This window comes from Micrococcus sp. Mcc28 (assembly GCF_024519775.1).
GTDB classification, from domain to species: Bacteria; Actinomycetota; Actinomycetes; order Actinomycetales; family Micrococcaceae; genus Micrococcus; species Micrococcus luteus.
Genome location: NZ_JALJRH010000004.1, coordinates 82240 through 98131 on the forward strand (window position 1 = coordinate 82240; position 15892 = coordinate 98131).

Here is a 15892-nt window from a genome sequence, read left to right on the forward strand (position 1 = left end):
CGCTCACCTGCGGTGAGACGACAGCCCACTGTATCGGAGGGGTCGGGCGGGGCGCCCATCCGGGGCGTCGATCGGCCCGAGGCGAACAGGCTCGCCCCGGACCGGGGTCAGTCCGCGGACACGGCCACGGCGTCGTCCTCGGCGGGCGGGGCCGAGACGAGTTCGGGGGAGGCGCCGGCGCCGACGGCCTCGATGCGCTGGTCCACGGGCACGCCCGAGCCGTCCCGGCGCCCATACTCGATCGGCAGCGCGCGGGCCACGCCGGCCCGGGAGGCCGCGAGCGCGGGCGCGGCGCCGATCCAGCCGAGCTCGAGGCCGCTCTCGCCCTTGAGCAGCCGGTGGGCGCGCACGCCGCCGGTGCCGCGGCCCTTGGCCGGATACTCCCCGAGCGGGGTGACCTTGACGGAGCCCGGGGCGGAGCCGAGCACGTCCGCCTCGCCGTCCGTCACGGTCACCACGACGGCGGGCCGCGGGTGGGCCGCGGCGTCCGCACCGGTCTCGGTGAGGGAGGCGGCGGGGGCCACCCCGAACGCGAGCACCGTGTCCCCGGCGGCCAGCCGGATGCCCGCGACACCGCCGCCGGCCGGGCCCTGGGGGCGCACGGCGGAGGCGGCGTAGCGCAGCAGCTGGCCGGTGCGGGTGAGGAAGACGAGCTGGTCGGCCTCGTCCGGGGCGGGGGCGGCGCCGACCACCGCGTCGCCGTCCTTCAGGGCGACGGCGTCGACGACCTGGCGGTTCAGGGGCCATTCCGGCCGGACGCGCTTGACGACCCCGTGGGCGGTGCCCAGCGCCAGGACGGCGTCCAGGGGGACCAGGGCCACGAGCGTCTCGCCCTTGGCCAGGGGCACCAGCTCCGCGACGGGGACGGCCGCGGTCATCGCGGGGGCCGCGGACGGCTCGCCGGCCGCCGGCAGGTCGACCGCCTGGAGGCGGTGCAGCGCGCCGGCGGAGGTGAGGGCCCCGATCTCGCCGCGGGCCGTCGTCGGGACCACGGAGGTGAAGGCGTCGTGCTTGCGGCGCCGGCCCTGCGGGGCGATCGGCGTGCGGTCCGCGGTGCGCAGCAGGCGTCCGGAGGTGGAGAGCAGGGCCCAGCACGCCGTGTCGGGGACCATCAGGTCCGCCCCGGCCTCCGCGGCGCCGGCGGGGGTGGGCCCGGACGGTGCGGGCCCGGCGGCGGGGGCCGCGGCGGTCTCGGCCTCGAGCAGGACCGTGCGCCGGTCGTCGCCGTGCTCGTCGGCCACGGCCTGCAGCTCGGCCGAGACCACCTCGCGCAGCCGCGCGTCGGAGGCGAGGATCGCCTCGAGCTCGGCGATCGCGGCCTGCAGCTCGTCGCGCTCGGCCTCCAGCTCGATGCGGGAGAACTTCGTCAGCTGGCGCAGCCGCAGCTCCAGGATGTGGTCGGCCTGCACCTGGGTGAGGTCGAAGACGCCCATGAGGCGGGTGCGCGCGGCCGCGGTGTCGTCCGAGGAACGGATGATCTCGATGACCTCGTCGATGTCCACGAGCGCCAGCAGCAGGCCCTCGACGAGGTGGAGACGATCGCGGTGCTTGCCGAGGCGGTGCCCCGTGCGGCGCCGCACCACGTCCAGACGGTGGTCCACGTAGACCCGCAGCAGGGGCAGCAGGCCCAGGGTCTGCGGCTGCCCGTCGACGAGCGCGACGTTGTTGATCCCGAACGTCTCCTCGAGCGGGGTGTGCCGGTACAGGGCGGCCAGCACGGCCTGGGGGTTGAACCCGGACTTGAGCTCGATCTGCAGGCGCAGCCCGTTCTTGCGGTCCGTCAGGTCCACGACGTCGGCGATGCCGCTGAGCTTCTTCGCGTCGACGCCGGCCTTGATCCGCTCGATGACCTTCTCGGGGCCCACGCCGTACGGCAGCTCGGTGACGACCAGGCCGGTGCGACGCGCGGAGACCTGCTCCACGGCGACAGCGGCTCGCATGCGGAACGTGCCGCGGCCGGTCGCGTAGGCGTCGCGGACGCCGTCGAGCCCCACGATCCGGCCGCCCGAGGGGAGGTCGGGGCCGGGGATGTGGGCCATGATCGCCTCGAGGTCCGCCTCGGGGTCCGCGAGCAGGTGGCGCGCGCCCGCCACGACCTCGCGCAGGTTGTGCGGGGCCATGTTCGTGGCCATGCCGACGGCGATGCCGGTGGTGCCGTTGACAAGCAGGTTGGGGTAGGCGGCGGGCAGCACGGCCGGCTGCTGGAGCTGGTTGTCGTAGTTGGGGACGAAGTCCACGGTGCCCTCGTCGAGGTCCGCGGTGAGCGCCAGGGCGGCCGGGGCCATGCGGGCCTCCGTGTAGCGCGGGGCCGCGGGGCCGTCGTCGAGCGAGCCGAAGTTGCCGTGCCCGTCCACCACGGGCAGACGCAGGGAGAACGGCTGGGCGAGGCGGACCATCGCGTCGTAGATCGCGGCGTCGCCGTGGGGGTGCAGCTTGCCCATCACCTCGCCTACCACCCGGGCGGACTTCACATGGCCGCGGTCCGGGCGCAGGCCCATGCGGGCCATCATGTAGAGGATGCGCCGCTGCACCGGCTTGAGGCCGTCGCGCGCGTCCGGCAGGGCGCGCGAGTAGATCACCGAGTAGGCGTACTCGAGGAAGGACGCCTCCATCTCCTCGGAGACGTCGACGTCGACGATGTTCTCCTGCTCCAGCGGCAGCGGGCGCGGGGCGTCCTGCTCGGCGGGGCGGGAACGGGATGAACGGGCCATCATGGTGGTCGGGGAGTCCTCACGGCGTCGGGGATTGTCTACAGTGATCCTATGGGTGAGACCGAAGCCGTCCGCGGATATCCCTCCCACTGGGAGGCCGATGTGGTGCTCCGTGACGGTGCGACGGCCCACCTGCGGCCCATCTCGCCCGAGGACGCCGCCGAGCTGCAGCGCATGCACGCCGGGCAGTCCGAGAACTCCATCTACCTGCGCTACTTCACGTACAAGTCCGAGCTGAGCGCCAAGGACCTGGACCGGTTCACCCACGTGGACCACCGGGACCGGGTGGCGTTCGTGATCACCCGGGGCGGCCGCCTGCTGGGCGTGGGCCGCTACGACCGCTACGGGGACTCCGACGCCGCGGAGGTCGCCTTCAACATCTCCGACGCCGCGCAGGGCCGCGGGCTGGGCTCCATCCTCATGGAGCACCTGGCCGTGGCCGCCCGCGAGAACGGCATCCGCCGCTTCACCGCCGAGGTCCTGCCCGAGAACCGCAAGATGCTCTCGGTGTTCCAGGAGTCCGGCTTCGAGGTGACCCGCCGGTTCGAGGACGGCGTCGTGGCCGTCGAGTTCCCCATCGACCCCACCGCCCGGTGGCGCGCCGTCGTCGAGTCCCGCGAGCACCGCGCCGAGTCCCGCAGCGTCGCCGAGCTGGTCGAGCCCGCGTCCGTGGCCGTCGTCGGCGCCTCCCGCGATCCGCAGGCCGTCGGCTCGCTCGTGCTGCGCCACGTCCTCGAGGCGGGCTTCACGGGAGCCGTCCACGCCGTGAACCGCGCCGCCGAGGACGTCCAGGGCCTCACCGCCCACCGCTCCCTGGCCGACATCGGCGAGCCGGTCGACCTCGTCGTCGTCGCCGTGCCCGCCGACGAGGTCGAGGCCCTCATCCCCGAGGCCGCCGCGGCCGGGGCCCAGGGCCTCGTGGTCCTCACCTCGGGCTACGCCGACGCCGGCGCCGAGGGGCTCGAGGCCCAGCGCCGCCTGGTCTCCCGCGCCCGCGCCCACGGCATGCGTGTGATCGGCCCGGCCTCGGCCGGCCTGGTCCGCACCGACCCCGCGATCCGCCTCAACGCCTCCCCGTCCCCGGGCCTGGCCCAGCGCGGCCCCGTCGGCCTGTTCAGCCAGTCCGGCGCCGTCGGCGCCATGGTCTCCGCCGGCGTCAAGCGCCGCGGGGTGGGGATCTCCACCTCGATCAGCGCCGGCAACCGTGCGGACGTCTCGGGCAACGACGCCATGCAGTTCTTCGAGGCGGACCCCCACACCGCCGCCGTCGGCGTGTACCTCGAGTCGTTCGGCAACCCGCGCAAGTTCTCCCGCATCGCCCGGCGGCTCTCCCGCACCAAGCCCGTCGTGGTGGTCCGCTCCGACGTCACCGGGCGCTTCCTGCCCCCGGGCCACGAGACCCGCACCACCCAGGCCCCCGAGGGCGCCGTGGACTCGATGCTCGACCAGACCGGCGTGCTCGAGGCCCACACGCACGAGGCCATGCTCGACATCCTCATGGCCGTGGCCAGCCAGCCGCTGCCCACGGGCCACCGCGTCGTCCTCGTGGCCGACTCGCTCGCCCTGGACCGGCTGGGCCGCGACGCCGCGGCCGAGGCCGGGCTGGAGGTCACGGCCACCGTCGGCCTCGTCGGCAGCGAACAGGGCATCGCCCCGCCCGCCGAGACGCTGGTCTCCGCCGTCCGGGACGCCGTCCGCCACGAGCAGGCCGACGCCGTCGTGGTGCTGGCCCGCCTCGGCCTGCACCAGGCGGACGACGAGCCGGAGCGGCTGGCCCACGCCCTCGCGGACGCGACCCGGGACGCCCGCATCCCCGTGCTCGGCTGCCTGACCGACGTCGTCTCCCCGCGCTACCGCGGCGCCACGCTCGGCGCCACCGGGCCCGTGGGTGACGACGCCGAGCCCGGCTCCCTGCAGCCCGGCCTGCCCTTCTACCCGTCGCCGCAGCAGGCCATGACCGTGCTCGGCGCGCTCGCGGACTACGTCCACTGGCGCCGCCAGGAGGTCGGCGAGCCGCTCGAGCCGACCGGCCTGCACCCGCACGAGGCCGAGGAGCTCGTGGAGGCGGCCGCCGCGCGTGCCGAGGGCACCGAACTCGTCCGGCTCTCCGACGAGGAGACCGAGACGCTGCTGGGCCACTACGGGATCACCGTGCTGCCCTCGGCCCGGTTCGAGACCGCCGACGAGGCCGTGGCGGCCGCCGAGCGGCTCGGCTTCCCCGTGGCGCTCAAGGCCGTGGACCCCCACCTGCGGCACCGACTCGACCTGGGCGGCGTCCGCCTGAACGTGGTGGACGCCGATTCCCTGCGCCGCAACGTCGAGCACATGCGCCGTCTGCTCGCGCCGTTCGGCGTGCGCGAGCTCGAGGTCCAGGCCATGGCCCCCGCCGGCCAGGCCTGCATGCTCACGGCGCTCGAGGACCCGCTGCTGGGCCCCGTGGTCTCCTTCGGCATCGCCGGCGACGCCACGGACCTGCTGGGGGACTGGGTGCACCGCGTGCCCCCGCTCACGGACCGGGACGTGGCCCGCATGGTCCGCGCCCCCCGCGCCGCCGTGAAGCTGCGCGGCACCGGCGGGGTGCCCTCCGTCGACCTCGCCGCGCTGGAGGACCTCGTGGGCCGCGTCAGCGTCCTCAAGGACGACCTGCCGCAGGTCGCCCGCCTGCGCTTCGCGCCCGTGCTGGCCGCCCCCGAGGGCGTGACGGTGCTGCAGGCCGAGGTGCACGTCGCCAACGCGGCCCGCCGCACCGACTCGGCCCGGCGCGCGTTGCGCGGCCGCTGACCGGGCCGTCCACAGCGGGCCCGGACGGCCCGGCGCCGGACCCGTAGCATGGGGGACATGAGCCCGTTCCGCAGGAGTCACGAGCCAGGCCGTCCCGACCACCGCCCCGACGCCCCCGAGGCCGAGGGCCGGCAGCGCGAGGCCCGCACCCTGGACGGCAGCGGCGGCCTCGACGCCTCACTCGTCCGCGCCGGCTTCTACCCGGACCTCGTGGCGCACGCCATCGCCCTCGAGCTCGAAGGCCGCACCCCGGACGCGCACCTCGTCCACGTGGACACGCACTTCGACTACGAGGAGATCCACCGGCACATCACGGCCCTCGTGCTCGCCGGGGACACCCTGCTGGCCGTCCACCTCGACGACCACGCCGCCGACCCGGCCGGCCAGGCGGTCCTCGCCCAGGTCTCCACCGAGATGGTCCCGGTCCGCGCCCTCGGCTCCGTGGTCCTGACCACCGGCCACGCCGACCCCGCCCGCTTCCGGCCGTCCGACCCCGTGGCCGAGATGACCCTCGGGCTGATGTGGGCCGGAGGCCAGCGACTGGACCTGCAGCCCGCCGGCTGCGCCGACCCCCAGTGCGACCTCGACCACGGCTACACCGGCACCGCCACCCGCGAGGACCTCGTGATCCGCGTCGCCGCCGACGCCGACGGGCAGGGGGCCGTCGACGGCGCCCTGGCCTTCGCCCGGGCCCTGCGCCGCGCCCACCTGGCGGCCACCACGTGACGGGGCCCGCCCTCCCCGACGGCGTGGTCCCCGCCGACCGTGCCCTGCGCTCCGTCCTGACCTCCGCCGCGGCCGCCCTCGGTGTCCCGGGCTGTGAGAACGCGCTCGCGGTCCCGGCGGGCCGCCGCGTGGTCGTCGCCCTGGTGGACGGCCTCGGACGGTCCCTCCTGAAGCGCTTCGGCGGCCACGCCCCCACGCTGCGCTCGGCGATGGCCGACGGCGGCCGCGTCCTCGAGGCGGCCGTGCCCACCACGACGGCCGCGTCCCTCACGAGCCTGGGCACCGGGCTGGACGTCGGGGAGCACGGCGTGGCCGGCTACGACGTGCTCGACCCGGACCGGGACGTGGTGATCAACCAGCTGGGCGGCTGGGACGAGGCCACCGACCCGGTGGGGTGGCAGCCGAAGCCCACCGTGTTCGAGCGCGCCGCCGCGGCCGGCGTGGACGCCGTCACGGTCTCGCTGCCCGCCTTCGAGCGTTCGGCCCTGACACGGGCGGGGCTGCGTGGCGGCCGGTTCGTGGCCGGCCGCGCCCTGATCGCCCGCGCCCAGGCCGTCGAACGCGTGCTGAAGGACGCCCGCGTGCCCACGCTCGTCTACTTCTACGTCAACGAGCTGGACAAGGCCGGCCACCGGGACGGCGTGGGCTCGGACCGGTGGCTGCACGCCCTCGAGGAGATCGACGCGGCGGTGCGGCGCCTGGTGGACCGCGTGCCCGCCGGGACGGTGGTGCTCGCCACCGGCGACCACGGCATGGTCGACGTGCCGCCGTCGCGCCGCGTGGACTACGCCGCCCTGGACGAGGCCGGGGAGCTCGCCGACCCCGCGCTGCTCGAGGGGATCGCGCACACCGCGGGGGAGCCCCGCCTCGTGCAGCTGCACTTCCGATCCGACGCGGGTCCGGACGTGCGCGAGAGGGTGCGGCGCACCTGGGCCGAGCGCTACGGGGCGCACGCGTGGGTGCTCACGCGGGACGAGGCCGTCGACGCCGGCTGGTTCGGCGCCGTCGTCGAGGACCGGGTCCGTGCCCGCATCGGGGATCTGCTCGTCGCCGTGCACGGGGATCTTGCCCTCTACGACGGCCGGCGGGTGCCCCCGCACGCCTTCGAGATGGTGGGCCAGCACGGCGCGCCCACGCGCGCCGAGCGGGAGGTCCCGCTGCTCACCTGGCACCGCTGAGCCCGCCCCGCGGCCGGGGCCGGGCCGGGGTCAGTCGCCCTTGCGGCCGAAGACGATCTCGTCCCAGCTGGGCACGGACGCGCGGCGAGCGGCCGAGCGGGCCCGGGGGCGCGGCGTGACGGCCGGCATGGCAGGGCGCGCGGCACGCTCGCGAGGCGCGGGCTCCGCCCCCTCGTCCTCGACACCCGCGTCCGCGACCTCCGCGTCCGCGACGTCTGCGGCAGTGTCCTCGGCGCGGTCGGTCTCGGCGGCCGGTTCCGGCTCGTCGATGCCCGGGGCGTCGTCGGCGGTCGTCAGGGCCCCCTCGGCGTCGACCGGGGCGAGCGGCTCGGGCGCCTGGGCGGCCTCGCGCCGACTCCGGTCCTGGTGCTCGCGGGCGATCAGGTGCGCGAGCGTGTCGTCCGACTCCAGGTCCGCGCCCACACGCTGACCCCGGCGCACCCGCAGGATCTCCAGCAGATCGGCGTCGCGGTCGGCGGCCGGGGAGTGCGCACCCGCGGGGGTCACGGCGTCCTCGGCGTCCACGTCGTCCGTCACCGGTTCGGCCGCGGGGGCGCGGGGGACCAGGTCCCAGGCCTCCGCCTCGGACAGGGCGCGGGCCCAGGCGTTCTCGGGTTCGAGGTGGCGTCCGGCCGGGCGGAACGTCCAGAGCGCCGGCGGCTCCTCGCGGGTGGGCAGACTCCCCGCACCGGACACGGCGAACCGGGCGGCCACGGTCCAGCCGGCCTGGTCCTCGCGCCACGCGTCCCACTCGAGGCTCGCCTCGTCCACGCCCAGCTCGGCGAGCCGGTGCGCGGCGAGCTCACCGAGCGTCGTGGGGCCGCCGTCCTGGACGAGGTCCGAGTAGAGGTCGGGCCCGCCGACCCAGACCTCGACGGCGCGGGCCTGCCGGGCGATCCAGTCGCGCTCGGCCAAGACGGGGTGACCGTAGGTGCGGATGCGCGAGAACGCGTTCCCGCTCTCCCGGGCCACCTGCTCCACGGAGGCGCCCGCACGGATGCGCTGCTGGATCTCCCGGGGGGTGAGGGGCACGGCCTCCTGGGTCGCGGCGGCCTTGACGGACTCCTGGTCGGTCAGCGGCGCCGGGGTCGGTCCGTCCGCGGTCGAGTCGTCGGCCACGGGCCGCGGGTCGATCCGCGGGGTGAGCGCGAGGTCCTCGTCCGGCCGGGCCGGGCCGGAGGGCGCCTCGGGAGCCCGCTCGTCCTCCTCCGCGGCATCGTCGGCGTGCGTCGCCGCGTCCACCGGTCCCTCGGCGTCCTCGTCGTCCGCCCCGGGGACGTCCATCTCCGTCATGTCGTGCCAGGCCGCGGGGCCGTCCTCGGCCGGTCGCCCGTCCTCGGGCGCGGCGCCCTCGATGACCAGCCGGCGCAGATAGGGGGAGAGGGGGAGCGTGTGCTCCTCGCCCTCGGGCCCCGACAGGCGCAGCGCGTCGCCGTCCTCGGTGGGTCCGGTCAGTCGCAGCTCTGCCATGGCGGTGGTCCCTCCCACATCGTGTTCTGGTCACCGGGCATGCGGACGCCCGGCCGGGCATGCCCCGATCCTAGCCGCCGGGCCGCAGACCACGGCCCGGGCGAGGGGCGCGCGCCCGCGCGAATCCGCCCTGGGCGAGCATGCCGGTCAACATTTGGCACGGGTTCGGCCATGGTGCACAATCTACGCGCAACGGCGCAGGCCGGTGATGCGTGGCCCGCCCACGACGCCGCCTGCGCAGTGCCGGCACCGGTCCCGGTGCCGTCCCCCACCAGCGGAGCGTGAAACCCCATGGCCACTGACTACGACGCCCCTCGCAAGAACGAGGAAGAGCTGAGCCAGAACTCCATCGAGGAGCTGAAGGCACGGCGCACGGACACCCAGTCCGCCGTCGTGGACGAGGACGAAGCGGAGGCCGCCGAGGGGTTCGAGCTGCCCGGCGCCGACCTCTCGGGTGAAGAGCTGATGGTGCGGGTGCTGCCCGCCCAGTCGGATGAGTTCACCTGCGCCTCCTGCTTCCTGGTCCGCCATCGCTCGCAGGCCGCGCGTGAGAAGAACGGCCTGATCTACTGCACCGACTGCGAGGGCTGAGCCCCCGCCGCCGGGGCGGTCAGCGGCCCTCGGCCGTCCCCTCCTGCCGGGCCATGGTCCCGCCGAGGGCCGCGACCAGCTCCTCCGGACGCCGGGTGCTGGTCAGCCAGTAGGGTGTGCGGTCGCGCTCGTCGGTCAGCTGGATCCGCACGACGGGCGCGATCCAGCCGCGCACGTTCACGAAGGCCAGCCCGTGCAGCAGCGGGCCGCGCTGGGCCCGGGCGTCCTCGCCGCGATACCCCGTGACCTGACCGACGTGGTGCCGTTCGATGCTGGCGCGGCCCACCTGGAGGGTGCGTTCGCGCACCACGATGCGCGGGGTGGTGGCCACCAGGATCAGGACCTCGACGGCGAAGAACGCGACGGCGGCCGCGATGCCCACCCCGAGGTCGATCGGCGCGAACACGAGTATCGTCAGCGCCGCCAGCATGAGCGCCACGGCCCAGACCCCCGGGGAGGGCGTCAACCGCTCCTCGAACAGGACCGGATCGGGTCCCGCCGCAGCGCCCTCGGGGGCGCGGCGGGAGGCATCGGCGACGGGGTGCTGCTGGGGATCACGCATGGGTCCCAGCTTCCCACATCCGGACTCCGGTCCCGCCGCGCGGCACCGGTGAGGGCGCCCGCCCGGCCGCCTCGACGCGGCCCCGGGCCGACGGGTGCTCGTGTAGGGTCGGGCCTCGTGACCGACTCCGCCGAGCTGCCCGTGCCCCTGCACGCCCTCGATCCGGGCCTGGCCCCGCCCGCCTACGCGCAGCCGGGCGACGCGGGCGCGGACCTGCGCACCGCCGTCGACGTGACCCTGGCCCCGGGTGAGCGTGCCCTCGTGCCGACCGGCGTGGCGCTGGCCATCCCGGAGGGCCACGCGGGGTTCGTGCACCCCCGCTCGGGCCTCGCGGTCCGCCACGGCCTGAGCGTCGTCAACGCCCCCGGCACCATCGACGCCGGCTACCGCGGCGAGATCAAGGTGCCCCTGATCAACCTGGACCCGACCGAGCCGATCGTGCTGCGCCGCGGCGACCGGATCGCCCAGCTCGTGCTGCAGCCGGTCGTGCGGGCCCGCTTCGAGCCCGTGGACGCGCTGCCCGACTCCGAGCGCGGGGCCGGCGGCTTCGGCTCGACCGGCGGCTTCACCGCCGACACCACCCCTGGGAGGACGTCGTGATCTTCGGACGCAACCGCACCGTGCGCCACGAGCAGGTCAGCCTGCCGGCCGAGCTGCTGGAGGAGCGCGACCTCGAGATCGCCGCCGCGCCGGAGGCAGCCGACGTCGGTCCGCACGACGTCGCCACCCGCCCGGATCCCGCCGGCATGATCGACCTGGGGTCGCTGCGCCTGCGGGCGGTCCAGGGCATGAAGCTGCGCCTCGACGTCGAGGACGCGACGAAGCGGATCGTCGCCGCCACCGTCAGCCTCGGCCGCTCGGCGCTGCAGGTCCAGGCGTTCAGCGCCCCGCGCCGCACGGGCCTGTGGGACGACCTGCGCGCCGAGCTGCACGACTCCCTGTCGACCACCGCCCACGCGACCGTGCAGGAGCAGACCGGCCGCTTCGGCATCGAGATCCTCACGCGCGTGCCGGCGGCGCTGCCGGACGGCTCGCCGGGGTGGAACGTCGCCCGGTTCGTGGGCGTGGACGGTCCGCGCTGGTTCGTCCGCGGCGTGTTCCACGGCGAGGCCGCCTTCCAGCCGGAGGCCGCCGAGCCGCTGGAACAGGTGTTCTCCGACCTGGTCGTGGTGCGGGGCGACGAGCCGCTCCCGCCGCGCGAGCTGCTGCCCCTGCGTCCGCCTCCCAACGCGCGCCCGCTGCAGCGTCGCCGCCCGGCCCCGGACGAGGGCCGGGACGTGCTCGCGGACACCGCCGCCGGCCCGGGGGACGGCGCGGCACCGGAGGCCACCGCGCTGCCCGAGCGCGGTCCGGAGATCACGGAGACCCGGTGAGCCCCGCCGTCGCAGCCCGCCCGACCGGCGCCGCGGGCCGCATCGAGCGCCGCGGCGTCATCGCCTCCGTCACACTGCCCGGCGCGGACGAGGCGACCGTCTTCCGCGCGGTCTTGGCCGACCGCCTGCCCGCGCCCGGGAGCATGGCGCCCGCGGAGACGCTGCAGCTGGTCTGGCACGGGCGGCGCCGCGTGCCCGGCGTCATGCCGGGGGAGTGGCTGACGGTCCGCGGCCGCGTCACCCAGATGGACGGCGTGCCCACCCTGCACAACCCCGAGTTCGACCTGGTCGACGCGCCCGAGGCCACGCGCTGAGCACGGCCCCGAGAGGAGAGCCCATGACCGAGCCGCGTGGCCCCGTCACCGCCGCCCCGGACGGGGCCGGCCCCCTGCCGTCTCGAGCCCGCCTGGACGAGCGCGGCCGCCTCGACGCGCTGGGCAGCGTCGGTGGCTGGCGCGGCATCGTCGAGGCCTCCCTGCCCACCCTCGTCTACATGGTCGGCTACGTCGCCACCCAGCAGGTGTGGCCCTCCGGCGTGGCGGCCGTCGCGGTCGCACTCGTGCTGGGCGTCGCGCGCCTCGTCCAGCGCCAGTCGCCGGTCCAGGTGCTGGCCGGCCTCGCCGTCGTCGTCCTGTCCGTCGTGGTCTCCCTGACCACCGGCCAGGCCCGCGACTACTACCTGTGGGGCTTCGTCACCAACGCCGCCTACGGCCTCGCGTTCGCGGTGTCCGTCCTCGTGGGCTGGCCCGCGGCGGGCCTGGTGCTCGGCCTCGTGCGCGCCGAGGGCACCCGCTGGCGGGCCCACCGGCGTCGGCGCCGCGCCTACGCCGCGGCCACCTGGATCCTCGTGGCCGTGTTCGCGCTGCGCCTGGCGGTGCAGGTGCCCCTCTACCTCGGGGACGCCGTCACCGCGCTCGGGGTGGCCCGCCTGGTGATGGGCCTGCCGCTCTATGCCCTGGGGCTCTGGCTCGCCTGGTCCGTCAGCTCGCCCGGTCAGGACGACGGCGTGCCGGCAGACTCCGCCGCCTCCGAGCGTCCCTGAGCGCGGCCCTCGCCGACGAGGAGGCGACGCAGGGCCGGCTCGGCGGAGCCGGCGGCCAGGAAGAAGAGCTCGTCGCCCACCTCCAGGACCTCGTCCGCCGACGCCTGCCGGGGGGCGCCGTCGCGCACGACCGCCACGAGCGGAGCCTCCTGCGGCCAGGACACGGTGCCGATGCGCCGGCCCTCGAGCCAGTGCTCCGCCGGGACCCGGAACTCGGACAGCGCCGCGCCGCCGGCCTCCAGTCTGAGCAGGCGCACGAGGTCCCCGGTCTCCACGGCCTCCTCCACGAGCGCCGTCATGATCGAGGGGGTGGACACGGCCACGTCCACGCCCCACGACTCGTCGAAGAGCCAGTCGTTGAGCGGGTTGTTGACGCGGGCCACGGTGCGGCCGACGCCGAACTCCGAGCGGCTCAGCAGGGAGCACACGAGGTTGACCCGGTCGTCGCCGGTCGCCGCGACGAGCACGTCCGCCTCCAGGGCGCCGCACTGCTCGAGCACGGTCAGGTCGCACGCATCCCCGAGGACGAGGCGTGCGCCGCCGACGTCGGCCTTGCGGGCCGCGTCCGTGCGCGCCTCGACGACGACCACCTCGTGGCCGTGCGCGTGCAGCTCCCGCGCGATGGAGGCGCCCACGGCGCCGGCTCCGGCGATGACGGCCCTCATGCCCGTCCCTCCTCGTCCTCGTCCGTGCCGTCCGGCACGCGTGCCTCGCCCTGCAGGGCGGCCTCCACCTGGTCCCGGCGGTCCACCGGGTAGACGGCGTGCAGCACGTCGCCCTCCTGCAGGCGGTCGCCCGGCCGGGGCAGCTGGCCGTCGCCGAGCCGGGTGAGGTAGGCGATGCGCATCCCCACCGTGGACTCGACGTCGGTCAGCCGACGGCCCCACCACGAAGAGTGGGGGACCAGCTCGGTCACGAGCAGCCGGCCGGAGGCGTCGCGGTGCTCCGCGTCGGCGGTGCCGGCCGGCAGCAGCCGGTGCAGCACCTGGTCGGCCGTCCACTGGATCGAGGCGACCGTGGGGATGCCGAGGCGCTGGTACAGCCGGGCCCGGTCGGCGTCGTAGATGCGCGCCACCACGTCGTCCACGTGGAAGGTCTCGCGGGCCACGCGGGCGGCGATGATGTTCGTGTTGTCGTCCGCGGTCACGGCCGCCAGGCCCTGCGCGCGGTCGATGCCGGCGGCGAGCAGCGCGGAGCGGTCGAAGCCCACGCCGGCCACGAGCTCGCCGGAGAAGCCGGGGGCCAGCCCCTCCACGGTCCGCGGGTCGCGGTCCACGAGGGCGACGCCGTGACCGGCCGCGTCCAGCGCGGCCGCCAACCGGGTGCCCACCCGTCCGCCGCCGACGATCACGTAGTGGGCCATGCCCGTCCCTGCCTCTCGTGCGGTGCTCCGTGCGCCGGGGAGCCGACGCGCGCTCCATCCTCGCATCCGGCGGGCACGTCCGGGAGCATCCGCGTCGCCGCGGCGTCCGGGCCCGGCGGGGGTACCGTGGTGCGGTGGCCACGCTGTCCTCCCTCCTGCGCCGCGGCCTCCTCGGTCGCCCCGTGACGTCGCACGCCGCCGACGAGCCCCGCATGAACCGGTGGCGGGCGCTGCCCGTGACGTCGTCGAACGCCCTGTCCTCCCTCGCCTACGCCCCGGACGAGGTCATCCTCACCCTGGTCGCGGCCGGCACGTCCGCGCTCGCGCTCGGACCCGCCGTCGGCTGGGCCGTCGTCGCGGTGATGCTGCTCATCGTCGTGTCCTTCCGCGCCGCGGTCGCCGCCGTTCCGCACGGCGGCATCTATCACATGGCCGGCATGAAGCTGGGCCCGAGGGCCGGCGTCGTCGCCTCGGCCGCGCTCCTGCTGGACTTCGTGTTCACCGCCGCGGTCTCCGTGGCCGCCTTCGCCCACTTCGTGGCGGCGCTGGCCCCCGGACTCACCGTCGGCAGCCGCGTGCTGGTGGCCTCGGCCGCGCTCGTGGGCGTACTGCTGGCCGCGCTCCGCGGGGTGCGGCTGTCCCGGTGGGTGCTGCCCGTGCTCGTGAGCGTGTTCGTCGCCCTGACCGCGCTGCTCGTCCTGGCGGGCCTGTGGCAGGAGGGCCGTGGGCTGCTCGGCGCGGCGCCGACGGCCGGCTGGACGCAGGAGGGCGCCGGGGTCGGCGGGACCGTCAGCACCGTGGCGACGGCGCTGCTCGCCCTGCGCGCGTTCAGCGCGGGATCGGTGCTGCTCACCGGCGTCGAGGTGCCGGTCTCGAGCACCCGCCTGATGGCCCGGCCGGCCGTGCCCACGGTGCGGTGGGTGCTCACCGTGATGGCCCTCACCCTCGGCGCGCTGACCGTGGGCGTCATGCACCTGGCTCAGCGCACCGGCGTCGTCGTCGGGCTGGAGCTGGAGAACCTCCGGGACGCCGCGGGTGCCGAGGTCACGCCCGACCGCGCCCCCGCCCCCGTGCTCGCCCAGCTCGCGGACACCGTGTACGGCCCGGGCAGCATCCTGTCCGTCGCCACCATCGCGGCCACCGCCCTGCTCCTGCTGTTCGCGGCCAAGTCGGCGTTCCGCTCGTTCCCCGCCCTGGCCGCGCGCGTGGCCGAGGACGGCTACCTGCCCCGGCAGCTGAGGGTCCGCAGCGACCGGCTGGTGCACACGTGGAGCGTCCTCGGGATGGGGGCCGTGGCCCTCTCGCTCGTGCTGTTCTTCGAGGCCCGGACCGCCCTGCTCGTGCAGCTTTACGTCATCGGCGTGCTGCTGGCCTTCACGCTCGCGCAGGCCGGCATGCTGCGGCTGTGGCGCCGCCGGCTCGTGCACACACCGGGCGCCCGGGCCCGCGCGGCCGTCCGGCTGCGCCTGATCATCACGGCGGTGGCCTGGGTGGTCACGGCGCTGGCGGGCGTCGTCGTCCTGGTCACCCGCTTCACGCAGGGCGCGTGGGTGGCGCTGCTGGCGATCGTGCTCGGCTCGCTGGTGATGGGGCGGATCCGCCGCCACTACGCGGACGTGGACCGCGAGCTCGCACCGGACCCCCAGGACGACGCGCGGGCCCTGCCCTCGCGGGTCCACGTGGTGGTCGTCGTGACCACGCTGGACCGGCCGGCGCTGCGGGCGCTGGCCTACGCCCGCGCGTCGCGGCCGTCCTCCCTCGAGGCCGTCGTCGTGGACGCCGAGCGCGCCGCCACCCTGGAGGTGATCGACGCCTGGGAGCGTGCCGGCCTGCCGATGTCGCTCACCGTGATCGCCTCGCCCTACCGCGACACGGTGGCCCCCCTGGTGCGGCATGTGCGCGAGCACCGACGCCGCTCCCCGCGGGACCTGACCATGGTGTTCATCCCGGAGTACGTGGTCCGGCCGGGCTGGCGCACGCTCCTGCACAACCGGACCGCCACCCGCCAGACGCGGCGACTGCAGCGGGAGCCGGGCGTGATGGTGGGCTCGGTGCCGTGGCAGGTCCACGAGGGCCAGGGCTCTTGACCGCCCCG

14 protein-coding genes are annotated in these 15892 nt (G+C 76.0%); 9 read left to right on the top strand and 5 right to left on the bottom strand.

The window, feature by feature from the left end; genetic code table 11:
* Window positions 1-107: 107 nt before the first annotated feature.
* Window positions 108-2714, bottom strand: a complete 2607-nt coding sequence (locus tag NR073_RS03110) for a DNA topoisomerase (ATP-hydrolyzing) subunit A (RefSeq protein ID WP_102708619.1) — start codon at window positions 2712-2714, stop codon at window positions 108-110.
* 48 nt (window positions 2715-2762) lie between these two features.
* Between NR073_RS03110 and NR073_RS03115 the strand changes: the two genes are divergently transcribed.
* From NR073_RS03115 to NR073_RS03125, 3 genes are read left to right on the top strand one after another with little or no spacing between them, the layout of a single operon-like run.
* On the top strand, window positions 2763-5492 hold the full coding sequence (locus NR073_RS03115) for a GNAT family N-acetyltransferase (RefSeq protein ID WP_044659531.1): 2730 nt from the start codon (window positions 2763-2765) through the stop codon (window positions 5490-5492).
* Between the two features lie 57 nt (window positions 5493-5549).
* Window positions 5550-6218: a DUF5998 family protein gene (locus NR073_RS03120; RefSeq protein ID WP_044659536.1), complete on the top strand. Its 669-nt coding sequence runs from the start codon at window positions 5550-5552 to the stop codon at window positions 6216-6218.
* Window positions 6215-7396, top strand: coding sequence for an alkaline phosphatase family protein (locus tag NR073_RS03125; protein WP_044659532.1), 1182 nt, complete (start codon window positions 6215-6217; stop codon window positions 7394-7396). Before NR073_RS03120 ends, NR073_RS03125 begins: the two co-directional genes overlap by 4 nt.
* A gap of 30 nt (window positions 7397-7426) precedes the next feature.
* Here the strand turns inward: NR073_RS03125 and sepH are convergent, their stop codons facing one another.
* Window positions 7427-8866, bottom strand: a complete 1440-nt coding sequence (gene sepH / locus NR073_RS03130; RefSeq protein WP_044659533.1) for a septation protein SepH — start codon at window positions 8864-8866, stop codon at window positions 7427-7429.
* Window positions 8867-9157: 291 nt separating this feature from the next.
* On the opposite strand from sepH, the gene NR073_RS03135 reads away from it, so the two are divergent.
* Entirely contained in the window at window positions 9158-9457 is a 300-nt protein-coding gene (locus NR073_RS03135; RefSeq protein WP_002858157.1) for a DUF4193 domain-containing protein, read from the top strand.
* 19 nt (window positions 9458-9476) lie between these two features.
* Here the strand turns inward: NR073_RS03135 and NR073_RS03140 are convergent, their stop codons facing one another.
* Window positions 9477-10019 carry a DUF3093 domain-containing protein gene (locus NR073_RS03140; RefSeq protein WP_036382817.1) on the bottom strand — a complete coding sequence of 181 codons (543 nt, stop codon included), beginning with the start codon at window positions 10017-10019 and terminating at the stop codon, window positions 9477-9479.
* A 117-nt stretch (window positions 10020-10136) separates the two neighbouring features.
* Here NR073_RS03140 and dut point away from each other — a divergent pair, with 117 nt between their 5' ends.
* The 4 genes from dut to NR073_RS03160 are packed head-to-tail and all read left to right on the top strand — an operon-like array spanning window position 10137 to window position 12434.
* Entirely contained in the window at window positions 10137-10619 is a 483-nt protein-coding gene (gene dut / locus NR073_RS03145) for a dUTP diphosphatase (RefSeq protein ID WP_036382821.1), read from the top strand.
* Complete coding sequence (locus NR073_RS03150) at window positions 10616-11392, top strand: DUF3710 domain-containing protein (RefSeq protein WP_044659534.1); 777 nt, start codon at window positions 10616-10618, stop codon at window positions 11390-11392. The genes dut and NR073_RS03150 overlap by 4 nt, the downstream gene beginning before the upstream one ends.
* Window positions 11389-11706 (top strand): OB-fold nucleic acid binding domain-containing protein, encoded by a 318-nt coding sequence (locus NR073_RS03155; protein ID WP_020625078.1) that lies wholly within the window; start codon window positions 11389-11391, stop codon window positions 11704-11706. Before NR073_RS03150 ends, NR073_RS03155 begins: the two co-directional genes overlap by 4 nt.
* Before the next feature lie 23 nt (window positions 11707-11729).
* Window positions 11730-12434 carry a DUF3159 domain-containing protein gene (locus NR073_RS03160; RefSeq protein ID WP_020625079.1) on the top strand — a complete coding sequence of 235 codons (705 nt, stop codon included), beginning with the start codon at window positions 11730-11732 and terminating at the stop codon, window positions 12432-12434.
* Here the strand turns inward: NR073_RS03160 and NR073_RS03165 are convergent.
* Complete coding sequence (locus NR073_RS03165) at window positions 12386-13099, bottom strand: TrkA family potassium uptake protein (RefSeq protein ID WP_036382825.1); 714 nt, start codon at window positions 13097-13099, stop codon at window positions 12386-12388. The genes NR073_RS03160 and NR073_RS03165 overlap by 49 nt on opposite strands.
* Window positions 13096-13797, bottom strand: coding sequence for a TrkA family potassium uptake protein (locus NR073_RS03170; protein WP_256748604.1), 702 nt, complete (start codon window positions 13795-13797; stop codon window positions 13096-13098). Before NR073_RS03170 ends, NR073_RS03165 begins: the two co-directional genes overlap by 4 nt.
* 134 nt (window positions 13798-13931) lie before the next feature.
* Here NR073_RS03170 and NR073_RS03175 point away from each other — a divergent pair, with 134 nt between their 5' ends.
* On the top strand, window positions 13932-15884 hold the full coding sequence (locus tag NR073_RS03175; protein WP_020625082.1) for an APC family permease: 1953 nt from the start codon (window positions 13932-13934) through the stop codon (window positions 15882-15884).
* Window positions 15885-15892: the final 8 nt, after the last annotated feature.